A 21,999-nucleotide genomic window follows, 5' to 3' on the forward strand; every position below is an offset into this window, starting at 1 on the left:
CTTGCGATTGGGGCCGCTTTGCGGCCCTTCGCGGGTTTAGCCGCGAAGGGCTGCGCAGCAGCCCCAACCCACGCGCCTCAACCCTACTTGCGCAGCTCGTCCACCCCACGGTTGGCCAACTGGTCGGCGCGCTCGTTGCCGGGGTGGCCGATATGGCCGCGCACCCACTTCCAGGTCACCTTGTGCCGGTTGACCTGCTCATCCAGCGCCATCCACAGGTCGGCGTTTTTCACCGGTTCCTTGGCGGCGGTCTTCCAGCCGCGCTTCTTCCAGTTTGGCATCCACTCATTGATGCCCTTCATCACGTACTGGGAGTCGGTGGTCAGCACCACCTCGCACTCACGCTTGAGGGCCTTGAGCCCCTCGATGGCGGCCATCAGTTCCATGCGGTTGTTGGTGGTTTCACGCTCGCCGCCCCACAACTCCTTCTCGACGCCCTTGAAAACCATCAGCACACCCCAGCCGCCCGGGCCTGGGTTGCCCTTGCAGGCACCATCGGTGTAGATCTCGACGCTCTCGCTCATGTACCACTCGTGTTCAGTGCTTGTCAGTATCAGGGCTGGCGGCGCTGCGGTTGACCTTGGCCAGCGGCAGCGGCAGCAGCTTGCCCATCGGTTCGCGGCGCGCCGGGCGCAACGGGCGCAGGCCAACCACCATCTTGCGCGCCACCAGCAGGTAAACGCCGCCACCGGCGCTCTGCCAGCCCCCGGCAACCCGCTCCCAACCCGCCAGGCGCTGCTGCCAGGCCGGTGAGGCGAGCGGCGGACGATAGCACCCGAACCTGCGTTTCTCCAGCGCGAAGCCCAGCAGGTTGAGCCAGTCCCCCACCCGCGAGGCCGAGATACACCGCGCCTTGCGCAAGGCGCCGCGGCTGAACAGGTGGCGCACGCCCCAACTGCTCCAGGGGTTGATGCCGACGATCAGCAGGTGCCCGCCCGGGCGCACCGCACTGGCCGCCTCACGCAGCAGGCCGTGGGGCGACAGGCTGAAGTCCAGGCCATGCTGCAGCACCACCACGTCGGCGGCATGCTCCGACAACGGCCAGGCCTGTTCTTCGCAGACGATTTCCACCCCCGGCAACGGCGCGCCCAGGCGCACGTTGCGCTGCACCTGGGGGGCGTTGGGCGGTGCTTCGGCGCCAGGGCCGTAGTGCACCAGGTAGCCGCCGAAAAAGCGCCCGAGCTCTTCGCTCAGCAGCTTTTCTTCCTCTTTAAGCATCAACTGGCCCAGCGGCCCGTCGAACCAGTCGCGGGCCAGGCGGATCAGCTCGACCCACTCGGGGTCGGCCTGGGCGGAGGCTTGGTCGGTCATTGCGTTATCCCTCGGAAGGTTCTCGGGCCGCGCCATCGCGGCTAAGATGCCCCCATGTCCAGGCTTGGCGAAATCGCACCATGATACAGATCGTTGCCCTACCCGCTTTCTCCGACAACTACATCTGGTTGTTACAGGATACTGCCAATCGCCGCTGTGCGGTGGTCGACCCGGGCGATGCCGCCCCGGTGCTCAAATGGCTCGGCGAAAACCCCGGCTGGGTGCTCGAGGATATCCTTGTCACCCACCACCACCACGACCATGTCGGCGGAGTCGAGGCCGTCAAGCAGGCCACCGGTGCCCGCGTCTGCGGCCCGGCCCACGAACGTATCCCGGGCCGTGACCTGGCGCTGGACGACAACGCCCGCGTGCAGGTGCTGGGCATTGAATTCGAGGTGCTGGCCATGCCCGGCCACACCCTCGGCCACATCGCCTACTACACCGGGCAAACGCCCACGCCCCTGCTGTTCTGTGGCGACACCCTGTTCGCCGCCGGCTGCGGGCGCCTGTTCGAAGGCACCCCGGAACAGATGCACCAATCGCTGCAGCGCCTGGCCGCCCTGCCCGAGGCCACCGAGGTGTACTGCGCCCACGAATACACCCTGAGCAACCTGCGTTTTGCCTGCGCCGTGGAACCGCAAAACCCGCACGTTCGCCAACGCTTCGAGGACGTTACCCGTCTGCGCGCCGACAATCGCATCAGCCTGCCCTCGACCATCGGTCTGGAGCGCCTGACCAACCCGTTTCTTCGCACAGCTGAAACATTCGTTAAACAAAAAGCAGACGAATGGAAGGGGCATTCCAACCCAAGCCAAGCCACTGTTTTTGCTGCCTTGAGGTCTTGGAAGGACGTGTTCTGATAACCTCAAGATATATCGCGACATAGTCCTAAAGGTTGACCCGGCCGGGGGCGGTTCCTAGAATCGCCGAACTTTTTTGCCCGGATAACACCCCCAGCCGATGTCTTCCAGTAGCCGCAGAACCTCTCATTCGGTCGCCCTGACGCGACTGGCACAGATCAGTGCACTGGCGCTGGCCGCCACACTGGTGGGCTGCCAGAGCACCCGTCAGCTCGACGAATCCGACAGCGTTCGCGCACACAACTACCAGGCGCGGATCAAGCACAAACCCGCACCGCTGGTGGTCAAGGCAAAGCCCCAGGCCCAGGCCCCGCAAGATGTGTGGGAGCGCATGCGCCAGGGCTTCGCCCTGCAGGACGGCATCGACGTCAACCCGCGCATCGAACAGCAACGCCTGTGGTTCGCCAGCAACCCGTCGTTCGTCGAAACCGCCGGCGAGCGCGGCAGCCTCTACCTGCACTACATCGTCGAACGCCTCGAAGAACGCGACATGCCGCTGGAGCTGGCGCTGCTGCCGGCCATCGAAAGCGCCTACAACCCGATGGCCTACTCACGGGCCAGTGCCGCCGGCATGTGGCAGTTCATGCCGGCCACCGGGCGCCACTTCAACCTGCGCCAAACCAGCTTCTACGATGGCCGCCGCGACGTCACCGCCTCGACCAACGCCGCGCTGGACTACCTGAACCGCCTGCACGACATGTTCAACGGCGACTGGCTGCTGGCCCTGGCGGCCTACAACGCCGGCGAAGGCACGGTCAGCCGCGCCATCGAACGCAACGAAAAACTCGGCCTGCCCACCGACTACTGGAACCTGCCGCTGCCACAGGAAACCCGTGACTACGTGCCCAAGCTGCTGGCCCTGTCGCAGGTGGTCAACACCCCCGAAGCCTACGGCGTGAACCTCAACCCGATCGCCAACGAGCCCTACTTCGAAGCCGTCGCCATCAACGAGCGCCTCGACCTGTCGCGGGTCGCCGCCTTTGCCGACATCGACGAAGACGAACTCATCCAGCTCAACCCGGCGTTCAAGAAGCGCATGACCGTGGACGGCCCCAAGCAACTGCTGGTGCCCACCGCCAAGGCGCAGCTGCTGTCGGACCGCATGTCCAACCTCAAGCCTGAAGAGCTGATCAGCCTGCAACCGAACAAGGCCGTGTTCCAGGCCGCCCTGGCCGAAGCCAAGGCGCCGGCGGCGCGCAGCTACCGGGTCAAGCGTGGCGACAACCTGGGCAGCATCGCCAAGGCCAACCGGGTGTCGGTCAAGCAGCTGCAAAGCTGGAACGGCATGCGCGGCAACAGCCTCAAGGTTGGCCAGGTGCTGGCCCTGCGCGGCGGCAACGCACCCAGCGCGGCAGGCAACCGGGTGGCCGACTCGAAGCAGCGTTCCACCCAGTACAAGGTGCGCAAGGGCGACTCGTACTATCTGGTTGCAAAACGTTTCAACGTCGAGATGAAACACCTCAAGCGCTGGAACCCGCGCAGCGGGCATGCCCTCAAGCCCGGGCAGACGCTGACCGTTTACCTATCGCACTGACCACCTGGTCCGTGGCCAAATCCGCTCCAGAGGGAGCGGGTTTACCGGGATGCCGGACCACCGCGAACACCGGCAACGCCGGTGCCATCCATCGCGCAGGCTGCTTCGCGGGTAAACCCGCTCCCACAGGGGCTGCATCGCCCGATCCATCGTCACTCTGAAGCAGCTCTTTTTCGAGCCTGTACAAGCTGTTACTGTACCCCGACCCAAGCCCAACGCCCCTGGATCGGATGCCGACTTGATACGTCCCCTCCTGCTGTCCCTCAGCCTGGCCTTGAGCTTCCCCGCCGTCGCGATGGTGAGCGAAAGCCACGGATATGCGCAGTTCGGCACGCTCAAGTACCCGGCCAGCTTCACCCACTTCGACTGGGTCAACCCGCAAGCGCCCAAAGGCGGCACCTTGCGGGCCATGGCGTTTGGCACCTTCGACACGCTCAACCCTTACACTTTCAAAGGGTCGAGCCCGGTCACCACGCCCAATTTCCTGCAGTACGGCATCAGCGAGCTGAACGAAACGCTGATGGTCGGCACCGGCATGTACGACCCCTCGGGCGACGAGCCCACCAGCAGCTACGGCCTGATCGCCCGCTCGGTGGAGTACAGCGAGGACCGCAGCTGGGTGGTGTTCAACCTGCGCCCCGAAGCGCGCTTTCACGACGGCACGCCGATCACATCGGCCGACGTCGCGTTCAGCTACCGCACCCTGCTCAAAGACGGCCACCCGCTGTACCGCACCAACCTGCAAGAGGTGCAGCGCGTCGACGTGCTCGGCCCGCTGCGCATTCGCTTCGTGTTCAAGCGCGCCGGCAACCCGCTGCTGATTCTGCGCCTGGGCGAAATGCCGGTGCTGCCCAAGCACTACTGGCAAAAGCGCGACTTCAAGGCCACCACCTTCGAGCCGCCGCTGGGCAGCGGCCCGTATCGCATCAGCGAAGTGGTACCCGGCCGGCGCGTGGTGTTCGAGCGGGTGAAGAACTACTGGGGCAAGGACCTGGCGGTGAACCGCGGCAAGTACAACTTCAACCGCGTCGAGTACGAGTTCTATCGTGACGCCACGGTGGCCTTCGAGGCATTCAAGGCCGGTGAGTTCGACATTTACATCGAGCACCAGGCCAAGAACTGGGCCAACGGCTACAACTTCCCCGCCGTGCGCCGTGGCGAGGTGATCAAGGCGCAAATCCCGCACCAGATCCCCACACAAACCCAGGGCCTGTTCATGAACAGCCGCCGCGCCGCCTTCGCCGACCCGCGGGTACGCCAGGCGCTGGGCCTGATGCTCGACTTCGAGTGGACCAACCGCGCGCTGTTCAATGGCGCCTACCGGCGCGCCACCAGTTATTACCCCAACAGCGAGTTCACCGCCAGCGGCCTGCCCACCGGCAAAGAGTGGCTGCTGCTCAAGCCGTTTCGCGACCAGTTGCCGGCCAAGCTGTTCACCGAGCCCTACCAGGTGAGCCACACCGACGGCAACGGCATCAACCGCGCCACCCTGCGCCAGGCCCTGGCGCTGTTCGCCGAGGCCGGCTGGAAGCTCAACGGCCAGCGCCTGCTCGATGCCAAGGGCCGCCAGTTCCGCCTGGAGCTGCTGCTGGTCAACCCCAACCTTGAACGCATCCTGCAGCCTTATGTCGAAAACCTGGCCAGCATGGGCATCGACGCGCGCCTGCGCACCGTCGACCGCGCCCAGTACAAGCAACGCCTCGACCAGTTCGACTTCGACATGATTCTGATGACCCTAACCCAGACCCTCAGCCCGGGCCTGGAACAATGGCTGTACTTCCACTCAAGCCAGGCCGCAGTCAAGGGCAGCAAGAACTACGCAGGGGTGAAGGACCCGGTGGTCGACCACCTGCTCGACACCCTGCTGGCCGCCCGCACCCGTGACGACCAGGTGGCCGCCGCCCGCGCCCTGGACCGGGTGCTGTCGTGGCAGTACTACATGATCCCCAACTGGTACCTGGACAACCATCGCCTGGCCTACCGCAACCGCTTCGCTTTCGTCACCACGCCGCCCTACACCCTCGGGCTGAACACCTGGTGGATCAAGCCTTCGGAGAAAGCCCAATGATTTCGTCGCTGCGCACCTTTACCGCCAGCCTGCTGCTCAGCTGCCTGGCCCTGCCGGCGCTGGCCGCCCCGCAACACGCCCTGACCCTGTACGACGAAGCCCCCAAGTACCCGGCCAACTTCAAGCACTTCGACTTCGTCAACCCCGACGCCCCTAAGGGCGGCACCTTCCGCCAGTCCAGCTTCGGCGGCTTCGACAGCCTCAACCCGTTCATCAACAAGGGCGTGGCCGCCGACAACCTAGGCATCATCTACGACACCCTGATGCGCCAGAGCCTGGACGAGCCCTTCACCGAGTACGGCCTGGTGGCCGGCAAGATCGAAAAGGCCCCCGACAACAGCTGGGTGCGCTTCTACCTGCGCCCCGAGGCACGTTTTCACGACGGCCACCCGATGCGCGCCGAAGACGTGGTGTTCACCTTCAACACCCTGGTCAAGGACGGCGCGCCGCTGTACCGCCAGTACTACGGCGATGTCGCCGAGGTAATCGCCGAAGACCCGCTTAAGGTGCTGTTCAAGTTCAAGCACAACAACAACCGCGAGCTGCCGCTGATTCTCGGCCAGTTGCCGGTGCTGCCCAAGCACTGGTACCAAGGCCGCGAGTTCACCCGCGGCAACCTTGAAATACCCCTGGGCAGCGGCCCGTACAAGGTCGCCGAAGTGAAGGCCGGCCGCTCGATCCGCTACGAGCGGGTGAAGGATTACTGGGGCAAGGACCTGCCGATCAACCGCGGCTTCTACAACTTTGACGCCATGACCTTCGATGTGTACCGCGACAACAACGTCGCCCTCGAAGCCCTCAAGGCCGGCGCGTTCGACTATGAGCTGGAGGTGAGCGCGAAGAGCTGGGCCACCGCCTACGACATCCCCGCCGTGCGCGACGGGCGCCTGATCAAGGAAGAAATCCCCAACGGCAACCCGGTGGGCATGCAGGGCTTCATCTTCAACCTGCGCAAGCCGGTGTTCCAGGACATCCGCGTGCGCAAGGCGCTGAGCCTGCTGTTCGACTTCGAGTGGACCAACAAGCAACTGTTCAACGGCGCCTACATTCGCACCGACAGCTACTTCGAAAACTCCGAGATGGCCGCCAGCGGCCTGCCCTCGCCCGCCGAGCTGAAAATCCTCGAACCGCTGCGCGGCAAGGTGCCTGACCAGGTATTCAGCCAAGCCTTCGAAAACCCGGTCAGCGATGGCAGCGGCATGATCCGTGAGCAACAACGCCAGGCCTACAAGCTGCTGCAAGAGGCCGGCTGGAAAATCGTCGACGACAAGATGGTCGATGCCACCGGCAAGCCTGTGAACATCGAGTTTCTGCTGGCACAAACCCAGTTCGAGCGCGTGCTGCTGCCATTCAAGCGCAACCTCGCAGACCTCGGCATCGGCTTCGATATCCGCCGGGTGGACGTTTCGCAGTACATCAACCGCCTGCGCTCGCGGGACTTCGACATGATCGTCGGCGGCTACCCGCAGTCCAACTCGCCGGGCAACGAGCAGCGCGAGTTCTGGTCCAGCGCCGCCGCCGACAACCCCGGCAGCCGCAACTTCATCGGCCTGCGCGACCCGGCCATCGACCAACTGGTGGAGCAACTGATCAACGCCGCCTCGCGCCAGAGCCTGATAGACCACTGCCGCGCCTTGGACCGCGTACTGCAGTGGGGCTATTACGTGGTGCCCAACTGGCACATCAAGACCAACCGCGTGGCCTACTGGAACCACATCGGCCACCCGGCCAAGTCGCCCAAGTACGACGTCGGCATCGACACCTGGTGGGTCAAGCCCAACGTCACCCCGGCGGTAAGCGAAGCCCCGCCCGCCAACGAGGCCAACTGACATGCTGGCCTATATCCTGCGGCGCCTGCTGCTGATCATCCCGACCCTGTTCGGCATCCTCGTCATCAACTTCATCATCGTCCAGGCCGCCCCCGGCGGGCCGGTGGAGCAGATGATCGCCAAGCTCGAAGGCTTTGACGGCGCCACCAGCCGCATTGCCGGCGGCGGCGCCGAAGTGTCGGTGGCCGGCTCCAACTATCGCGGCGCGCAGGGGCTGGACCCCGCCCTGATCGCCGAGATCGAGCGCATGTACGGCTTCGACAAGTCGCCGCCCGAGCGGCTGTGGATCATGGTCAAGAACTACGCCCGCTTCGATTTCGGCGACAGCTTCTTTCGCGACGCCAAGGTCATCGACCTGATCGCCGAGAAAATGCCCGTGTCGATTTCGCTGGGGTTGTGGAGCACGCTGATCATGTACCTGGTGTCGATACCCCTGGGCATCGCCAAGGCGGTGCGCCACGGCAGCCACTTCGACGTCTGGACCAGCTCGGCGATCATCGTCGGCTACGCCATCCCCGCGTTTTTGTTCGCCATTTTGCTGATCGTACTGTTTGCCGGCGGCAGCTACTTCGACTGGTTCCCGCTGCGCGGGCTCACCTCCAACAACTTCGACGAGCTGAGTACCACCGGCAAGGTGCTGGACTACTTCTGGCACCTGGTGCTGCCCATCACCGCGCTGGTGATCGGCAACTTCGCCACCATGACCCTGCTGACCAAGAACAGCTTTCTCGACGAGATCAACAAGCAGTACGTGGTCACCGCCAAGGCCAAGGGCCTGAGCCGCAACCGCGTGCTGTACGGCCACGTGTTCCGCAACGCCATGCTGCTGGTGATTGCCGGCTTCCCCTCGGCGTTCATCGGCATCTTCTTCACAGGCTCCCTGTTGATCGAGGTGATCTTCAGCCTCGATGGCCTGGGCCTGATGAGTTTCGAAGCGGCAATCAACCGCGACTACCCGGTGGTATTCGGCACCCTGTTCATCTTCACCCTGCTGGGGCTGGTGGTGAAACTGATCGGCGACCTCACCTACACCCTGGTCGATCCGCGTATCGACTTCGCCAGCCGGGAGCACTGACATGGCCCTCTCCCCCCTCAACCGCCGGCGCTTCGAGCGCTTCAAGGCCAACCGCCGTGGCTGGTGGTCGCTGTGGCTGTTTCTGGTGCTGTTTGTACTGAGCCTGGGCGCCGAACTGATCGCCAACGACAAACCCATCGCCGTGCGTTACGACGGGCAGTGGTACATGCCCGCCTTCAAGCGCTACCCCGAAACCACCTTCGGCGGCGAGTTCCCGCTGGAGGCCAACTACAAGAGCCCGTACATCCGCGAGCTGCTGGCGAAAAAAGACGCCTTCGTGCTGTGGGCGCCGATCCCGTTCAGCTACCAGAGCATCAACTACGACCTCAAGGTGCCCGCCCCTGCGCCGCCCTCGCTGGACAACCTGCTGGGCACCGACGACCAGGGCCGCGACGTGCTGGCCCGGGTGATCTATGGCTTCCGGGTGTCGGTATTGTTTGCCCTGACGCTGACCATCGCCAGCTCCATCATCGGCGTCATCGCCGGCGCCCTGCAGGGCTTTTATGGCGGCTGGGTAGACCTTGCCGGCCAGCGTTTTCTGGAGATCTGGTCCGGCCTGCCGGTGCTGTACCTGTTGATCATCCTCGCAAGCTTCGTGCAGCCCAACTTCTGGTGGTTGCTGGGCATCATGCTGCTGTTCTCGTGGATGAGCCTGGTGGACGTGGTGCGCGCCGAGTTCCTGCGCGGGCGCAACCTCGAGTACGTGCGCGCAGCCCGCGCGCTGGGCATGCGCAACGGCCCGATCATGTTCCGGCACATCCTGCCCAACGCCATGATCTCGACCATGACCTTCATGCCGTTCATTCTCACCGGCGCCATCGGCACCCTCACCGCGCTGGATTTTCTCGGCTTCGGCCTGCCCGCCGGCTCCCCGTCGCTGGGTGAGCTGGTGGCCCAGGGCAAGTCAAACCTGCAAGCCCCTTGGCTTGGCATCAGCGCCTTCGCCGTGCTGGCGGTGATGCTGAGCCTGCTGGTGTTTATCGGCGAGTCCGCCCGCGATGCCTTCGACCCGAGGAAATGACATGAGCCAAGACACCCTGATCGAAGTGCGCGACCTGGCCGTGGAGTTCGTTACCGGCGAGCAGGTCAACCGCGTGGTCGACGGCATCAGCTTCGACATCCGCAAGGGCGAAACCCTGGCCCTGGTGGGCGAGAGCGGCTCGGGCAAGTCGGTCACCGCCCACTCCATCCTGCGCCTGCTGCCCTACCCCCTGGCCCGCCACCCCAGCGGCACCATCCAGTACGGTGGCAAGGACCTGCTGCACCTGGGCGAAAAGCCCATGCAGCGCATCCGCGGCAACCGCATTGCGATGATCTTCCAGGAGCCGATGACCTCGCTGAACCCGTTGCACAGCATCGAGAAGCAGATCAACGAAATCCTTTTGCTGCACAAGGGCCTGACCGGCAAGGCCGCCACCGCCCGCACCCTGGAGCTGCTGGAGCTGGTCGGCATCCCCGAGCCGCACAAACGCCTCAAGGCCCTGCCCCACGAGCTGTCCGGCGGCCAGCGCCAGCGGGTGATGATCGCCATGGCCCTGGCCAACGAACCCGAGCTGCTGATTGCCGACGAGCCCACCACCGCGCTCGATGTGACCGTACAGTTGAAGATTCTCGACCTGCTCAAATCGCTGCAGGCGCGCTTGGGGATGGCCCTGCTGCTGATCAGCCACGACCTCAACCTGGTGCGCCGCATCGCCCACCGCGTTTGCGTGATGCAGTGCGGCAAGATCGTCGAACAGGCCGACTGCGCCACGCTGTTCAGCAAGCCGCAGCACCCCTACACGCAGATGCTGATCAACGCCGAGCCCAGCGGCGCCCCCGCCGCCAACGCCGAAGGCGCGCCGCTGCTGCAAGTGCAGGATTTGAAGGTGTGGTTCCCGATCAAGAAGGGCCTGCTGCGCCGCACCGTGGACCACGTGAAGGCCGTGGACGGCGTTAACTTCAGCCTGCCCCAGGGGCAGACGCTGGGCATCGTGGGTGAGAGTGGCTCGGGCAAGTCCACCCTCGGGCTGGGCATCTTGCGTTTGATCTCAAGCCAGGGCGGCATTCGCTTCCATGGGCAGGCGCTGGAAGGCTTGAACCAGAAGCAGGTGCGGCCGCTGCGGCGGGAAATGCAGGTGGTGTTCCAGGACCCCTTCGGTAGCCTCAGCCCACGCATGTGTGTGGCCGATATCGTTGGCGAAGGCTTGCGGATTCACAGCATCGGCACGCCGGCCGAGCAAGAAGCGGCGATTATTGCGGCGCTGGAAGAAGTAGGGCTGGACCCGCGTACGCGGCATCGGTATCCCCATGAGTTTTCTGGCGGGCAAAGGCAGCGGATTGCGATTGCTCGGGCCTTGGTGTTGAAGCCGGCGTTAATTTTGCTGGATGAGCCCACCTCGGCGCTGGACCGGACGGTGCAGCGGCAGGTGGTGGAGCTTTTGCGCAATTTGCAGGTCAAGTACAACCTGACCTACTTGTTCATAAGCCATGATTTGGCGGTGGTGAAGGCGTTGAGTCACCAGTTGATGGTGATCAAGCATGGGCAGGTGGTTGAGCAGGGAGATGCGCAAGCGATCTTCCGTGAGCCGCAGCATGGGTATACGAAGCAGTTGTTGGAGGCGGCGTTTCTCGAGACAGATCATCACTGAGCCCCACTAGAAACCTGAAGCCGAATCTACTCGAAACTTAGACATCAATAAAAACCCAACTTACACAGCGAGTATAAAATTGGAAAGGATTTCTCTACATCAGATCCCCCCTCCCACTGACTGGCAGGACTTCGAGCGACTTTGCAAAGATTTATGGTCTAAATTACTAGGCGACCTAAACACACAAAGAAACGGACGGTCTGGTCAACCTCAGCACGGAGTTGATGTATATGGCGTTGATCCTAGCAACATGCGATGGGGAGTCCAATGCAAAGGCAAAGACAATTACACAGCCGCACAAAGCATTGTAACCACAGATGAACTAGACAACGAAATCTTAAAAGCAGAAAACTTTACGCCACCTATTCATCATTTTGTACTCGCGACCACCGCCCCAAAAGATTCTAAAATTGAATCTCACGCACGAAAAATTTCCGCACGCCACGCAGAGTCTGGGAAGTTCAGTGTCACCGTTATGGGCTGGTCCGACATAGTTGAGCATATCGAAAAGCACCCTGAAATACTAAAAAAGTACTATTCTTTCTTCGTAAACTCGAGTGCCAGAGAAGATGAATACTTCAAGATCTGGTCAAAGTCTATAGATTTACAAAGCCTTGGATATCACTGCAACTACTTGCCGTTCAGCAATTTTAGCGTGCGCTTTTCCGGCCATTACATTAACACATTACAATCACACCTACTCAGATCAGAAAACCTAAGCATCGATCCATACTGGCAGTCTTTAGATGCAGGTTTTTTACGAGCAACTGAAAACCTTAACACCGTAATAAAAGACCTTATCTCTACTTGCAATCAGTACGAAAACAATATCGACCCTAATGGAATCATAACATACTGGGTAGATGACCAACACCTAGAGTACAGCCAAAGAGGCCTGTACATCGAGTACCGAAAAAATGTTCTCCGCTGCTTATTTTACATGACCATAAAGTCTGCAAACCTAGTCATCAAACGATATAACCACATTACAAAAACACACCAAATACCCTACATCGGCTTTATCAGGGAATATCCGTATAACTTTCCAATACTTGGGACGCCATTCCTATCCCCCGAGGAATTCCCAAACTACACCAACGACGAACTTGAAACCGGACAACTTTATGAAGGACTAATCAAAGTTGACAACTGGATTCGCAGCCAAGTATATGAAAACCCTTAATAAAACCTTCAAACATTGATGCCTTTCGCTTGGTAGCAATTCATATTTTGAAGCAACAGGCTACCAAGTGACGCATCAGAATCCTACGAAAAAATATCCAAGATAACTTTGTCAGCCACCCATTTCAGGCGCTTATCTGTCATATGTACCCAACTCGTCCACCACACTCCTCTTCGACATGCTAAATCAGACTTAACGCATTCCTTGTAGTCCATTTCCCAAATATCCTCCCACCGCCGATTTTCCGTTGCGGCTGCTGCCACATCGTCCTAGTCTCGCCAAGTCGCTGAAACCAGCGATCGGCTTTGACAGGCCGCTACGGTAAATTGCATGCAGCAAGCCCTTATGGCAGCTGTACGTGCGGGCACGCTTGCGTGCGCCGGAGCTTGCAATTTCCGCCGGTCTGTCAACCCACGTACAGCTGCCACCCTACTGTTTGACAGCAGGCAGGTGGCGGCACCGCCAAAGGGAAATTGCTATGTTAAAGATCGTTCCAGACCCACCCCACAACCCCCACTCCCTCGAAGACACCCTCATCCAGGCTACGGAATACGCCCTGTGCGCACAGACCGTGGCGCAGCAGGCTGCCTTGCTGCAGCCCAGGTCGCCGGTCTCGCTGCTGATCATGGCGGCGATGCATGAACTGGAGGCGCTGCGGGTTTTGCTTGAATCGGCGTTGATTCAGGTACAGATGCCGCCACAGGTCAGGCCTCAGGTGCTGCACTAGGCCGCCAGGTAATGGCTGCCTGGGCTGGCCCTATCGCCGGCAAGCCGGCTCCTACACAGATGCGCATAACCCTGTGGGAACGGGCTTGCCGGGATGCCGGACCACCGCGTTGCCTAATTCGCGGGCAAGCCCGCTCCCACAGGATTGCGCGAGGCCAGAATCAAGCGCTGTACCTGTAGGAGCCGGCTTGCCGGCGATGAGGCCGGTTCAGGCAGCACAAGACAGTTGCCCCCGCAAGGGGCAGTGGCGCTGCCGCGAATTCAACTCACACGCGACAGGCGCTGAATATTTCAGGGAGATTGAACAATGACCACAGACGACACCACGCCAAAAACCACCGTCGGCAAAACCCGTTTCTATCAAAGCGCAGGGCATACCGAACCGCTGTTCTGCATCGAGCCGGGCATTCCTTGCCAGCACGCGCGCGAGCAGGCCTCGGAATTGATGGGGTGCGTTCGCGACATGACCCTGGTCGGGGTGCTGGATGGCAATGCGCAGCTGGTTTGGGCGGCGCATTACCTCAGCGCGTTGGCCAAGGCGTTGATGGATGATGCCGAGTTGGGGATGAAGCACTGAGGTTGGGGCTGCCCGGGTTCGCTGAATCTGGGCAGCCCTGCTCCACTGCCACCAAGAGGCCGTGACTCGCCAGCACCAATGAGAATAGTCGTGAGCCAAACAGAACTGACCATCCGGGAAGCAGCGGATTTGCTCAATGTCTCACTCGAGTACATGGAGCAGTTACTGGAAAAAGGTGAATTCCCCAGCTCAAACCCGGCAGCCTCAGGCCGATCCGGATTGAAGACTGCATGGCCTAAGCACAAGCGCGACAAAGTCAGCCGTGCCGCATTGGACGAGCTGGCTGCGCAAGCCCGAGCGCACGCTGCAGGTGCAAGCGGCGTTTTTCGAGCGCACGGGCGATGAAGAACTGATGGCTTTGACCCGCAATGCGCGGGTGGTCTCCAAGCCCAAAGCAGACCTGGATGCCATTACCGACTTCGATATTCCTGGCAGTTGGGCGAATGCGGCGCTGGGTGACGCGGCCCGTGATGCCATCGGCTTCCACACCAGTGCCGACCATGCCTTGCTAGAAGCCTGATATGGGCTGGCAGCGGACTAAGGACTGGCCTGATACATCGCGATGCCGATCATGGACTTGAATGTGGACTTTACCCCGTACTTCGATATCTGGCGGCTGGGTGGTAAGCACCTGCACCTGAGGGATGAATGCTGGGTTGCCCAGCAGTTCTGACGGTCTGAAGCGACGCTTGGCTGGCACCGGCTGCGCCGGTGTTCGCGGCTAAAGCCGCTCTCATAGAACAAACTAAAAGCTATTGATTTAACACGGTTCCTGTGGGAAGCGGCCTTGCCGGGGCGCCGTCCGGTCGAGATGGGGCGCGAAGCGGCCCCAAGGTCTTTGCCTCATGCAAGACTGTCGGGGCTGCTGCGCAGCCCATCTCGACCGGACGGCGCCCCGGCAAGGCCGCTTCCCACAGGGCGCGGTGCATCTGCGAGACTAGTTCTCTGCGCGACCGCGCAGCCCCGAGGGCTGGGTGATCTCCTACAGGGGACGCATTAAATTCAGACCTGCACTGTACCTGTATGAGCCGGCTTGCCGGCGATGAGGCCGGTTCAGGCAGCACAAGAAAGATGCTCCTACAAAGCCACCACCACGCCCCTATGCTGGCAACCCAACCACCACCCGGCTGATGACCAGCGCAGCCAACACGATCAGGCACAGCGTACCCACCGCATAACTCAGCGTTCGCCAAGGTTGCTTGCCGGCCAGATAACTCACCGTGTGCAGCACCCTCGCCAGGGTGAAAACAAGGCACAACCAGACGGTGACGGCAGCGTACCCTTCGAGCGACACCGCCAAACCACCCAACGCGATGAACATCGGGATGCTCTCCAGATCGTTGCGCCAGGCCTGCATCGCCCGATCCACCTCAGGCCGCTCAGCCGGCTGCGCCACGCGCCCGAACACTGCAGCGTCCTCTGCGTTGATAAACGCCAGATAGCGCAGGCGGTAGTAACCCTGGTAGCAAGAGATCGCCAGCATCTTGAAGAACAGCACCACCACGCAGCAGGTGTATACAGCTATGGCGCTGCTCATGCTGCATACCGCCGTGAGAAGCCCCTGGCCACGATGTACAAGAGCGGCCCGACCGAAACGAACACCGCCGTCAGCAGCAGGTAAGGCAGCACGCCAAACCAGCGACCGCCCCGCGCACGGTGGTCGTTGAACATCCAGATGCACCCCAGCCCTGCCATCAGGTACAGGTCGGTCACTACCTGCACCGTGTCCGGGCGACTCATCAGCTCCAGCCCAAAGGCAATCAACGACTGCTGCGCATTGAGCATGGTCCAGACGGTGTACAGCGCGAACCCAAGCAACACCAACAGCGCCACCCAACGCCCAACCGGGTATGGCGTGGGAGCGGGCTTGCCCCGCGAACCGGCAAAGCCGGTGCCATCCAACGTGCCGCTGGCATCGCGGGGCAAGCCCGCTCCCCCAAAGCCACTGCTCTTTTCTGCATCCTTCATGTTCGTCTCCTTGCTCAACCTCCCCACACACTAGTGATAGAGTCTCCCTCGCCTCAATGACCTCGCAGGTCATGGACGCTTCACCCAAGGACAGCCAGAGTCGAAGCATGAGCCCTCTCCCCTTTCACCCCACGCACCCTCCCGCCACCAAGGCAGGCGACCACCTGCGCCGCCTGCGCCGCCAGGCCGGGCTCAGCCAGCTGGACCTGGCGCTGCTCGCCGGCATCTCGCAACGCCACCTCAGCTGCGTGGAAACCGGCCGCGCCAAGACCAGCCCCAGCACCTTGCACGCGCTGCTCAGTGCCCTGGACGTGCCGCTGGAGCAATGCAACGCGGTGTTCCTCGCCGCAGGCTTTGCCCCGCGCTACGGCGCCGCAGCTCCCGACGCGCCGGCGTTGCAGATGGTTAACGATGCGGTGCAACACATTCTGCAGGCCAACAACCCGGCGCCGGCCATCGTCATCGCCAGCAACTGGGACATCACTGCCGCCAATGCCAGCGCCGGGCTGTTGTTCGCCATGGCCGGCGTGGCGCCGGGCAACGAGACCGGCCTGAACCTGCTGGACACACTGCTGCGCCCGGGTGGGCTGGGGGATCACCTGATCAATGCCGATGAAATACGTGCCATCGCCTGGCAACGGGCAGCCCGGGAAGCCTTGGGCAACCCTGAACTGGCCGAACGCCTGCAAGGTTTGCCTGCTCCGCCTGCACGGGCACTGGAGGCCCCGTTGTCCCCGGTGGTGCTGACCCGCGTGCGGGTTGGCGAGGGTGAGTTGCGCTTTCTGTCCACCTTCACCACCTTCGGCATGCCGATGGACATCAGCGTGGCGTCGCTGCGCATCGAGCACCTGATCCCGGCCGATGAATACACCTGGCACGCCATGCGGGCCGCCTATGAACAGTCGCTGTGAACCCCGCCGGCCGGCTCGACGCCGCTGCCGGGATGCAAGTGACTCAGTGCATGGCACCGTCTGCGCCGGTGTTCGCGGCTAAAGCCGCTCCTACAGATGCGGCGCTACATCTGGCTTCACACGGGTCCTGTGGGAGCGGGCTTGCCCGCGAAGCAGGCGGCGCGGTGGTTGGCACTGGCTGCGCCAGTGATCGCCGGCAAGCCGGCTCCTACAGGGGGCGCGCTATTGTCTACCAAGGCAAGACAGTCATTCTCCTTTCAGCCGGTTTTTAGCACCCATAAAGGACAGTAAAGTTCACTCCATACAAGGCACTCAAGCCTGACCTCATAGGAGATGAACCATGCTTACCGTTCGCAACGCAGACCAACGCGGCCTGGCCAACCATGGCTGGTTGAAATCGGCCCACACCTTCTCGTTCGCCGGCTACTACGACCCCGAGCAACAGGGGTTTTCCGACCTGCTGGTGATCAACGATGACCGTGTATCCGCAGGCAACGGCTTCGGCCAGCACCCGCACCGCGACATGGAGATTTTCTCCTACGTGCTCGAAGGCGCGCTGGAACACAAGGACACCCTGGGTACCGGCTCGGTGATCCGCCCCGGTGACGTGCAACTGATGAGCGCCGGCAGTGGCGTGGCCCACAGCGAGTTCAACCACAGCCAGGCGCAACCGGTGCACTTCCTGCAAATCTGGATTGTGCCTGCGGTCAAGGGTGCGACGCCGCGCTACCAGCAGCAGCACTTCAGCGCCGATGAGAAGCGCGGCAAGCTGCGCCTGATCATCTCGCCGGACGGCGACCAGGGTTCGCTGCAGGTGCGTCAGGATGCGCGAGTGTATGCCGGCCTGTTCGACGGTGAAGAGCACGCCACCCTGAAACTGGCCAGAAACCGTCACGCTTATGTGCACGTGGCCCGCGGCAGTGTCGAGCTGAACGGCCGGCGGTTGCAGGAAGGTGACGGGGTGCGGGTAAGGCAGGAGCAGTTGCTGGAGCTGGCTAATGGCCGGGATGCCGAAGTGCTGGTGTTCGACCTGCGGCCCAACGAGCTGCCGCGCATGCCTTGAAGTGCAAATGCCCCGGGCCGGTGATGGCCTGGGGCATTGGCTTTTGCCGTTGGATCAGCAGCGCGTCGCATACCTTGTGGGAGCGGGTTTACCCGCGAAGCAGGCAACGTCGTGGATGGCACCGGCTACGCCGGTGATCGCCGGCAAACCCGCTCCTACAGGTACCGCGCCGGGTTCGGGCATCACGCGATCCTGTGGGAGCGGGTTTACCCGCGAAGCAGGCGACGCGGTGGCTGGCACCGGCTGCGCCGGTGATCGCCGGCAAGCCGGCTCCTACAGGGGGCGGACCGATCAGAAATCGATGGTGCCCGAGAACTTCACCAGGCGCGGATCACCCTGGGTCATGTAGCCGCCGTTGGCCGAGGCCCAGTAGTTCTTGTCGGTGAGGTTCTCCACGTTCACCCGCAGGGTCAGGTCCTTGTCCGAAACCTTCAGCTTGTAGCGGGCGCCGACGTCGAAGCGGTTCCAGGTGGGCAGGCTGAGTTTGTTCGCCGCATCGACATACTGCCCACCGGTGCGCAGCATGCGGCCGTTGAGCGCCAGGCCCGGCACGCCGGGGACATCCCAATCCACGCTGGCGTTGAGCTGGAAGGTCGGCACGCCGATGGCGTCGTTGCCATCGTTGGTACCGTTGGCGGTTTTCTTCTGCTCGGAGCTCATGCGGGTACCGCCGGCCATCAGGCGCAGGCCTTCGATCGGCTCGCCGAACACGCTCAGCTCGATGCCCTTGTTCACCTGCTCGCCATCGCGGATGTAGACATTGCCCAGGCGGTAGCCGTCAGAGGGTTTCTCGATACGAAACACCGCCAGGTTGGCGCCGTAGGTCTGCTTGTCGAACTTGATACCGGCTTCAAGCTGCTTGGTACGCCCCGGCGGGAACAGGGTGCCGGCGTTCACGGTACCGGCTGGTGCGCTCGGCCCCTGGGCCAGGCCCTCGATGCGGTTGGCGTACAGCGAGATGCTGTCGGTGGCCTTGAACACGATGCCGTAGACCGGCGTGGTCACGCCCTTGTCATAAGGCTGGTCCTTGCGGCTACCATCGTTAGCCGGGTTGGCGACGCCTTCGAAGGTCGAGCCATCATATTTGTAGTTTTCCATACGAAGTTGCTGGCGACGTAGACCATAGGTCAACAACAGGCGGTCATCGAACATGCCAAGCGTGTCAGAGATGGCAATGCTGCGGTTACGGGTCTTGGATGTCACACCCGGATCGCCCATGTCACCCCCAGTCATATAGGCATTGGTTGGTGCGGGCAGTTTCACCTTGTCGTAAATGCTGAAGTCACCTGGCGCAGCGCGATAAAACTTGTAGGCGTTTTCAGATTGCGTCCACATGGTGGTGGCGCCCACAGCGATCTGGTGGCTGAAAGGACCAGTTTGCAAGCGGCCATTCAGGCCAGCGCTAAAACTGGAGCTGTCTTCGCCATGGACGATGTCGGAACCGGCGATGGTGGCACGCCCGGTGTTACCCACCAGTGTCGGTGTGCCATAGGTGCCTTGCTCGCGAGTGTGACGGGCACCGCCGGCTAGGTAGGCGGTCCAACTCTCATTCAGGTCCCACTCACCACGGATCATGCCGAAGGTGTCTTCCGTCTCACTGTAGCTCCAGCTCTGGCCGTAGTTGTGGCTTGCATCTGGCGCAGTCGGCACCTGGGTGGTGGCATTGCCAGGGTTAGCAGTAGTGGCTTCACCCGGGCGCACCGAATTGCGCAGGTGGTTGATGCGCTGCTTCTGATAGCCGAAATCGGTGGACACACGGAAGCCGTCACCCCGGTAATCCAGCCCGGCAATGAACAGCTTGGTGCGCTGGTCCTGGTCGTCGACAGCCGTCTCGCCCTCACGCTGACTGAGGTTCAGCCGCGCACCAAAGCGGTTGTCTTCACCAAAGCGCTGGCCAATGTCCAGGTGCTCGCCAATGCGCCCGTCGCTGCTGATGTCCTGGGTGTAGCGGCGGGTCGGTTCGTCGCCGGCGCGCTTGGGCTGCAGGTTGACGTTGCCGCCAAGGCCCGTGCCGGTGGGGCTGACGCCATTCAGGAAGGCGTTCGGGCCCTTGAACACTTCAACGCGCTCCACCCCGTCGGTGGACATGATCTGCCGCGGCAGAATGCCGTACAGGCCGTTGAACGAGATGTCGTCCCCGGCCAGTGGCAGGCCACGAATAACGAAGACCTTGGACTGGTTGCCAAAGCCGAACGACTCACGCACCGACGGGTCGTTGGCCAGCACGTCGCCGATGTCCTCGGCCTGCTGGTCCTCGATCACCTTGGAGGTGTAGCTGGTCATGGTGAACGGCGTGTCCATGTAGTCCTGGTTGCCCAGCACCCCCATTTGCCCGCCACGGGCCACCTGGCCACCGGCGAATTCGTCAGGCAGCGCGTTGGGGGTCGGTTTGACGGCGTCGGCGTTGACGTCGGTGGCGTCCAGCTGGATCGGTTCGGCGGCTTGCGCCATCAGCGTTACAGAACAGCAAAGCGCCAGCAGGGCTGGGCGCGACGGGAAGCGGGACGCCATCGTGAAATCCTGACTTATAAATTGATTCAGAGCGAAGGCGTGAATGGTAATGCTTCGCAACTCCAAACATCAACCCGCCATACGGCGTTATGCCACCTTTGGGATAAACGGCGTGTTTGAGCCTTCGCGGGGGTCAGGAACCTAGGGGAATGCGGGGTACAGGTCTTGTAGGGATGTGCTGCATGTTACGGCCCTATCGCCGGCAAGCCGGCGCCTACAGAAGCGTGCATTCCCTTGTAGGAGCCGGCTTGCCGGCGATAGGGCCCTGTCAGGCGCCAAACAAATCAGGCCTCGGCAACCCGCCCAGCTGCCTCAGCCTGCTCGACCATCCCCTCGCGCATGCGCCGCGCATCGCGGCTGAAGCACCGCGAAGCCGCCAGCAAAAACACCAGGGTCAGCAGCAGCGCCACCGGTATCAGGTACATCGCATCATGCAGCCCCTGGGCCTTGAACGCCTCGCCCATAGCCACCTCCCCCGCCGCCTGCATGGCCGCCACGGCAAAGTGGTCGGACAGCCCGCCCACCACCACCGGCCCCAACCCGCCGCCCAGCAGGTACAACCCGGCAAAGTACAGCGCCATGGCCGTGGCCCGCAGTTGCGGCGGCACCACGTCCTGAATGGCGGTGTACACGCAGGTGTAGAAGTTGTACGAGAACAGCCAGCCCAGCCCGAACACCGCCACGAACAGCCCCAGCTCGATGCGCCCGGCGTGCAGCGCCCAGGCGGTGGCCAGGGTAGCCACCGCCATGCTCAGCACGGCGAACATCAAGCGGCCGTTGGCAAAGCGCTGGTGCACCTTGTCCGCCATCCAGCCACCCAAGGTAAGCCCCACCAAGCCAGACAAGCCGACGATCACCCCGGTGGCCACCGCCGCATCGTGCAGGGGCAGCGCAAAGTAGCGCTGCAGCATCGGCACCATGAACGAGTTGCAGGCATACGAGGCAAAGTTGAAGGTCAGCCCCGCCAGCACCAGCCAGGCGAAGGTAGGCACGCTCAGCACCCGGCGCAGCGGCCGGTCGATCGGCCCCTGGGCGATGGCCACCGCCTCTGCCGCACCGCGAACAGGTTCGCGAATGGTGAAGATGAACAGCGCCAGCAGCACCCCCGGCACCGCAGCGATGAAGAACGGCGCACGCCAGCTGCCAAAGGCCTGCACCATGGCGCCGATGGTGAAGAACGCCAGCAGCAACCCGAGCGGCAGGCCGAGCATGAAGATACCCATCGCCCGCGCCCGCCGCCCGGCGGGGAACAGGTCGCCGATCAGCGAGTTGGCCGCCGGCGCATAGCTGGCCTCGCCAATACCCACTCCCATGCGCACCAGCAAGAAGCTCCAGAAGCTGCCGACCATGCCGTTCACCGCGGTCAGCCCGCTCCAGGCCATCAGCCCCCAGCCCATCAGTTTGCTGCGCGAGCCGGTGTCGGCCATGCGTGCCAGCGGCAGGCCGGCGATGGCATATACCAGGGTGAAGGCAGTGCCGATCAGGCCGATCTGAAAGTCGCTCAGGTGCCACTCCAGGCGGATCGGCTCGATGATGATGGCGGGAATGGTGCGGTCGAAGAAGTTGAACAGGTTGGCCAGAAACAGCAAAAACAGGATGCGCCAGGCATTCGACGCTTGGGTGGCGGTGGACATGGTCGGGTCCCTCGTTATTGTTGTTCGGGGCTTCCAGTGCGCCACCCGAATCTAGAGGGGGAATGCTGCTACGTCTGCCAATATTGACCGTGCTGATACCGGGCAATGCCCGCCCCGCC

General features: G+C 62.5%; 19 protein-coding genes. 13 read left to right on the plus strand and 6 right to left on the minus strand.

Features of this window, described 5'->3' with window-relative positions; all coding sequences use genetic code 11:
- Positions 1–83: 83 nt before the first annotated feature.
- Together rnhA and KSS93_RS20480 are read right to left on the minus strand one after the other, a co-directional pair.
- Positions 84–524 carry a ribonuclease HI gene (gene rnhA / locus KSS93_RS20475; RefSeq protein WP_217839418.1) on the minus strand — a complete coding sequence of 147 codons (441 nt, stop codon included), beginning with the start codon at positions 522–524 and terminating at the stop codon, positions 84–86.
- A 13-nt stretch (positions 525–537) separates the two neighbouring features.
- On the minus strand, positions 538–1,311 hold the full coding sequence (locus KSS93_RS20480; protein WP_217885729.1) for a class I SAM-dependent methyltransferase: 774 nt from the start codon (positions 1,309–1,311) through the stop codon (positions 538–540).
- 80 nt (positions 1,312–1,391) lie between these two features.
- Between KSS93_RS20480 and gloB the strand changes: the two genes are divergently transcribed.
- From gloB to KSS93_RS20535, 11 genes are all read left to right on the plus strand, one after another.
- Positions 1,392–2,171, plus strand: a complete 780-nt coding sequence (gene gloB, locus KSS93_RS20485; RefSeq protein ID WP_217885730.1) for a hydroxyacylglutathione hydrolase — start codon at positions 1,392–1,394, stop codon at positions 2,169–2,171.
- A gap of 100 nt (positions 2,172–2,271) precedes the next feature.
- Positions 2,272–3,705: a lytic transglycosylase domain-containing protein gene (locus KSS93_RS20490; protein WP_217885731.1), complete on the plus strand. Its 1,434-nt coding sequence runs from the start codon at positions 2,272–2,274 to the stop codon at positions 3,703–3,705.
- Between the two features lie 238 nt (positions 3,706–3,943).
- Complete coding sequence (locus KSS93_RS20495) at positions 3,944–5,773, plus strand: extracellular solute-binding protein (protein ID WP_217885732.1); 1,830 nt, start codon at positions 3,944–3,946, stop codon at positions 5,771–5,773.
- The gene (locus KSS93_RS20500) at positions 5,770–7,602 is read left to right on the plus strand and encodes an extracellular solute-binding protein (RefSeq protein ID WP_217885733.1); all 1,833 of its coding nucleotides are present in this window, start codon (positions 5,770–5,772) and stop codon (positions 7,600–7,602) included. The genes KSS93_RS20495 and KSS93_RS20500 overlap by 4 nt, the downstream gene beginning before the upstream one ends.
- A gap of 1 nt (position 7,603) precedes the next feature.
- Complete coding sequence (locus KSS93_RS20505) at positions 7,604–8,677, plus strand: microcin C ABC transporter permease YejB (RefSeq protein ID WP_217839424.1); 1,074 nt, start codon at positions 7,604–7,606, stop codon at positions 8,675–8,677.
- Between the two features lies 1 nt (position 8,678).
- On the plus strand, positions 8,679–9,698 hold the full coding sequence (locus KSS93_RS20510) for an ABC transporter permease (RefSeq protein WP_217885734.1): 1,020 nt from the start codon (positions 8,679–8,681) through the stop codon (positions 9,696–9,698).
- A gap of 1 nt (position 9,699) precedes the next feature.
- Positions 9,700–11,307 carry an ABC transporter ATP-binding protein gene (locus KSS93_RS20515; RefSeq protein ID WP_217885735.1) on the plus strand — a complete coding sequence of 536 codons (1,608 nt, stop codon included), beginning with the start codon at positions 9,700–9,702 and terminating at the stop codon, positions 11,305–11,307.
- 79 nt (positions 11,308–11,386) lie between these two features.
- Positions 11,387–12,490 carry a PDDEXK family nuclease gene (locus KSS93_RS20520; protein WP_217885736.1) on the plus strand — a complete coding sequence of 368 codons (1,104 nt, stop codon included), beginning with the start codon at positions 11,387–11,389 and terminating at the stop codon, positions 12,488–12,490.
- Positions 12,491–12,968: 478 nt separating this feature from the next.
- The gene (locus KSS93_RS20525; RefSeq protein ID WP_217885737.1) at positions 12,969–13,217 is read left to right on the plus strand and encodes a hypothetical protein; all 249 of its coding nucleotides are present in this window, start codon (positions 12,969–12,971) and stop codon (positions 13,215–13,217) included.
- 306 nt (positions 13,218–13,523) lie between these two features.
- Positions 13,524–13,793 carry a DUF3077 domain-containing protein gene (locus KSS93_RS20530; protein ID WP_217839428.1) on the plus strand — a complete coding sequence of 90 codons (270 nt, stop codon included), beginning with the start codon at positions 13,524–13,526 and terminating at the stop codon, positions 13,791–13,793.
- 262 nt (positions 13,794–14,055) lie between these two features.
- Positions 14,056–14,313 carry a hypothetical protein gene (locus tag KSS93_RS20535; RefSeq protein WP_217885738.1) on the plus strand — a complete coding sequence of 86 codons (258 nt, stop codon included), beginning with the start codon at positions 14,056–14,058 and terminating at the stop codon, positions 14,311–14,313.
- A 579-nt stretch (positions 14,314–14,892) separates the two neighbouring features.
- Here KSS93_RS20535 and KSS93_RS20540 read toward each other — a convergent pair.
- Both KSS93_RS20540 and KSS93_RS20545 read right to left on the minus strand, forming a co-directional pair.
- Entirely contained in the window at positions 14,893–15,330 is a 438-nt protein-coding gene (locus KSS93_RS20540) for an MAPEG family protein (protein WP_217885739.1), read from the minus strand.
- Positions 15,327–15,626 carry a DUF2834 domain-containing protein gene (locus KSS93_RS20545; RefSeq protein WP_217888779.1) on the minus strand — a complete coding sequence of 100 codons (300 nt, stop codon included), beginning with the start codon at positions 15,624–15,626 and terminating at the stop codon, positions 15,327–15,329. The genes KSS93_RS20540 and KSS93_RS20545 overlap by 4 nt, the downstream gene beginning before the upstream one ends.
- Before the next feature lie 242 nt (positions 15,627–15,868).
- Here KSS93_RS20545 and KSS93_RS20550 point away from each other — a divergent pair, with 242 nt between their 5' ends.
- Together KSS93_RS20550 and KSS93_RS20555 are read left to right on the plus strand one after the other, a co-directional pair.
- Positions 15,869–16,672, plus strand: coding sequence for a helix-turn-helix domain-containing protein (locus KSS93_RS20550; RefSeq protein WP_225917227.1), 804 nt, complete (start codon positions 15,869–15,871; stop codon positions 16,670–16,672).
- 340 nt (positions 16,673–17,012) lie between these two features.
- The gene (locus KSS93_RS20555) at positions 17,013–17,735 is read left to right on the plus strand and encodes a pirin family protein (RefSeq protein ID WP_217885741.1); all 723 of its coding nucleotides are present in this window, start codon (positions 17,013–17,015) and stop codon (positions 17,733–17,735) included.
- A 291-nt stretch (positions 17,736–18,026) separates the two neighbouring features.
- Here the strand turns inward: KSS93_RS20555 and KSS93_RS20560 are convergent, their stop codons facing one another.
- Positions 18,027–20,246, minus strand: a complete 2,220-nt coding sequence (locus KSS93_RS20560; protein ID WP_217885742.1) for a TonB-dependent receptor — start codon at positions 20,244–20,246, stop codon at positions 18,027–18,029.
- A gap of 284 nt (positions 20,247–20,530) precedes the next feature.
- The gene (locus KSS93_RS20565) at positions 20,531–21,880 is read right to left on the minus strand and encodes a spinster family MFS transporter (protein ID WP_217885743.1); all 1,350 of its coding nucleotides are present in this window, start codon (positions 21,878–21,880) and stop codon (positions 20,531–20,533) included.
- Between the last annotated feature and the right edge of the window lie 119 nt (positions 21,881–21,999).

Origin of the sequence: Pseudomonas xanthosomatis, assembly GCF_019139835.1 — a bacterium.
GTDB classification, from domain to species: domain Bacteria; phylum Pseudomonadota; class Gammaproteobacteria; order Pseudomonadales; family Pseudomonadaceae; genus Aquipseudomonas; species Aquipseudomonas fakonensis.

Excerpts from the sequence above, each read along its gene's own strand:
- KSS93_RS20530 (WP_217839428.1), top strand. The coding sequence starts at position 13,524 with ATGACCACAGACGACACCACGCCAAAAACCACCGTCGGCAAAACCCGT.
- rnhA (WP_217839418.1), bottom strand. The coding sequence starts at position 524 with ATGAGCGAGAGCGTCGAGATCTACACCGATGGTGCCTGCAAGGGCAAC.
- gloB (WP_217885730.1), top strand. The coding sequence starts at position 1,392 with ATGATACAGATCGTTGCCCTACCCGCTTTCTCCGACAACTACATCTGG.
- KSS93_RS20565 (WP_217885743.1), bottom strand. The coding sequence starts at position 21,880 with ATGTCCACCGCCACCCAAGCGTCGAATGCCTGGCGCATCCTGTTTTTG.
- KSS93_RS20550 (WP_225917227.1), top strand. The coding sequence starts at position 15,869 with ATGAGCCCTCTCCCCTTTCACCCCACGCACCCTCCCGCCACCAAGGCA.
- KSS93_RS20560 (WP_217885742.1), bottom strand. The coding sequence starts at position 20,246 with ATGGCGTCCCGCTTCCCGTCGCGCCCAGCCCTGCTGGCGCTTTGCTGT.
- KSS93_RS20505 (WP_217839424.1), top strand. The coding sequence starts at position 7,604 with ATGCTGGCCTATATCCTGCGGCGCCTGCTGCTGATCATCCCGACCCTG.
- KSS93_RS20540 (WP_217885739.1), bottom strand. The coding sequence starts at position 15,330 with ATGAGCAGCGCCATAGCTGTATACACCTGCTGCGTGGTGGTGCTGTTC.
- KSS93_RS20515 (WP_217885735.1), top strand. The coding sequence starts at position 9,700 with ATGAGCCAAGACACCCTGATCGAAGTGCGCGACCTGGCCGTGGAGTTC.
- KSS93_RS20480 (WP_217885729.1), bottom strand. The coding sequence starts at position 1,311 with ATGACCGACCAAGCCTCCGCCCAGGCCGACCCCGAGTGGGTCGAGCTG.
- KSS93_RS20500 (WP_217885733.1), top strand. The coding sequence starts at position 5,770 with ATGATTTCGTCGCTGCGCACCTTTACCGCCAGCCTGCTGCTCAGCTGC.
- KSS93_RS20490 (WP_217885731.1), top strand. The coding sequence starts at position 2,272 with ATGTCTTCCAGTAGCCGCAGAACCTCTCATTCGGTCGCCCTGACGCGA.
- KSS93_RS20525 (WP_217885737.1), top strand. The coding sequence starts at position 12,969 with ATGTTAAAGATCGTTCCAGACCCACCCCACAACCCCCACTCCCTCGAA.
- KSS93_RS20510 (WP_217885734.1), top strand. The coding sequence starts at position 8,679 with ATGGCCCTCTCCCCCCTCAACCGCCGGCGCTTCGAGCGCTTCAAGGCC.
- KSS93_RS20555 (WP_217885741.1), top strand. The coding sequence starts at position 17,013 with ATGCTTACCGTTCGCAACGCAGACCAACGCGGCCTGGCCAACCATGGC.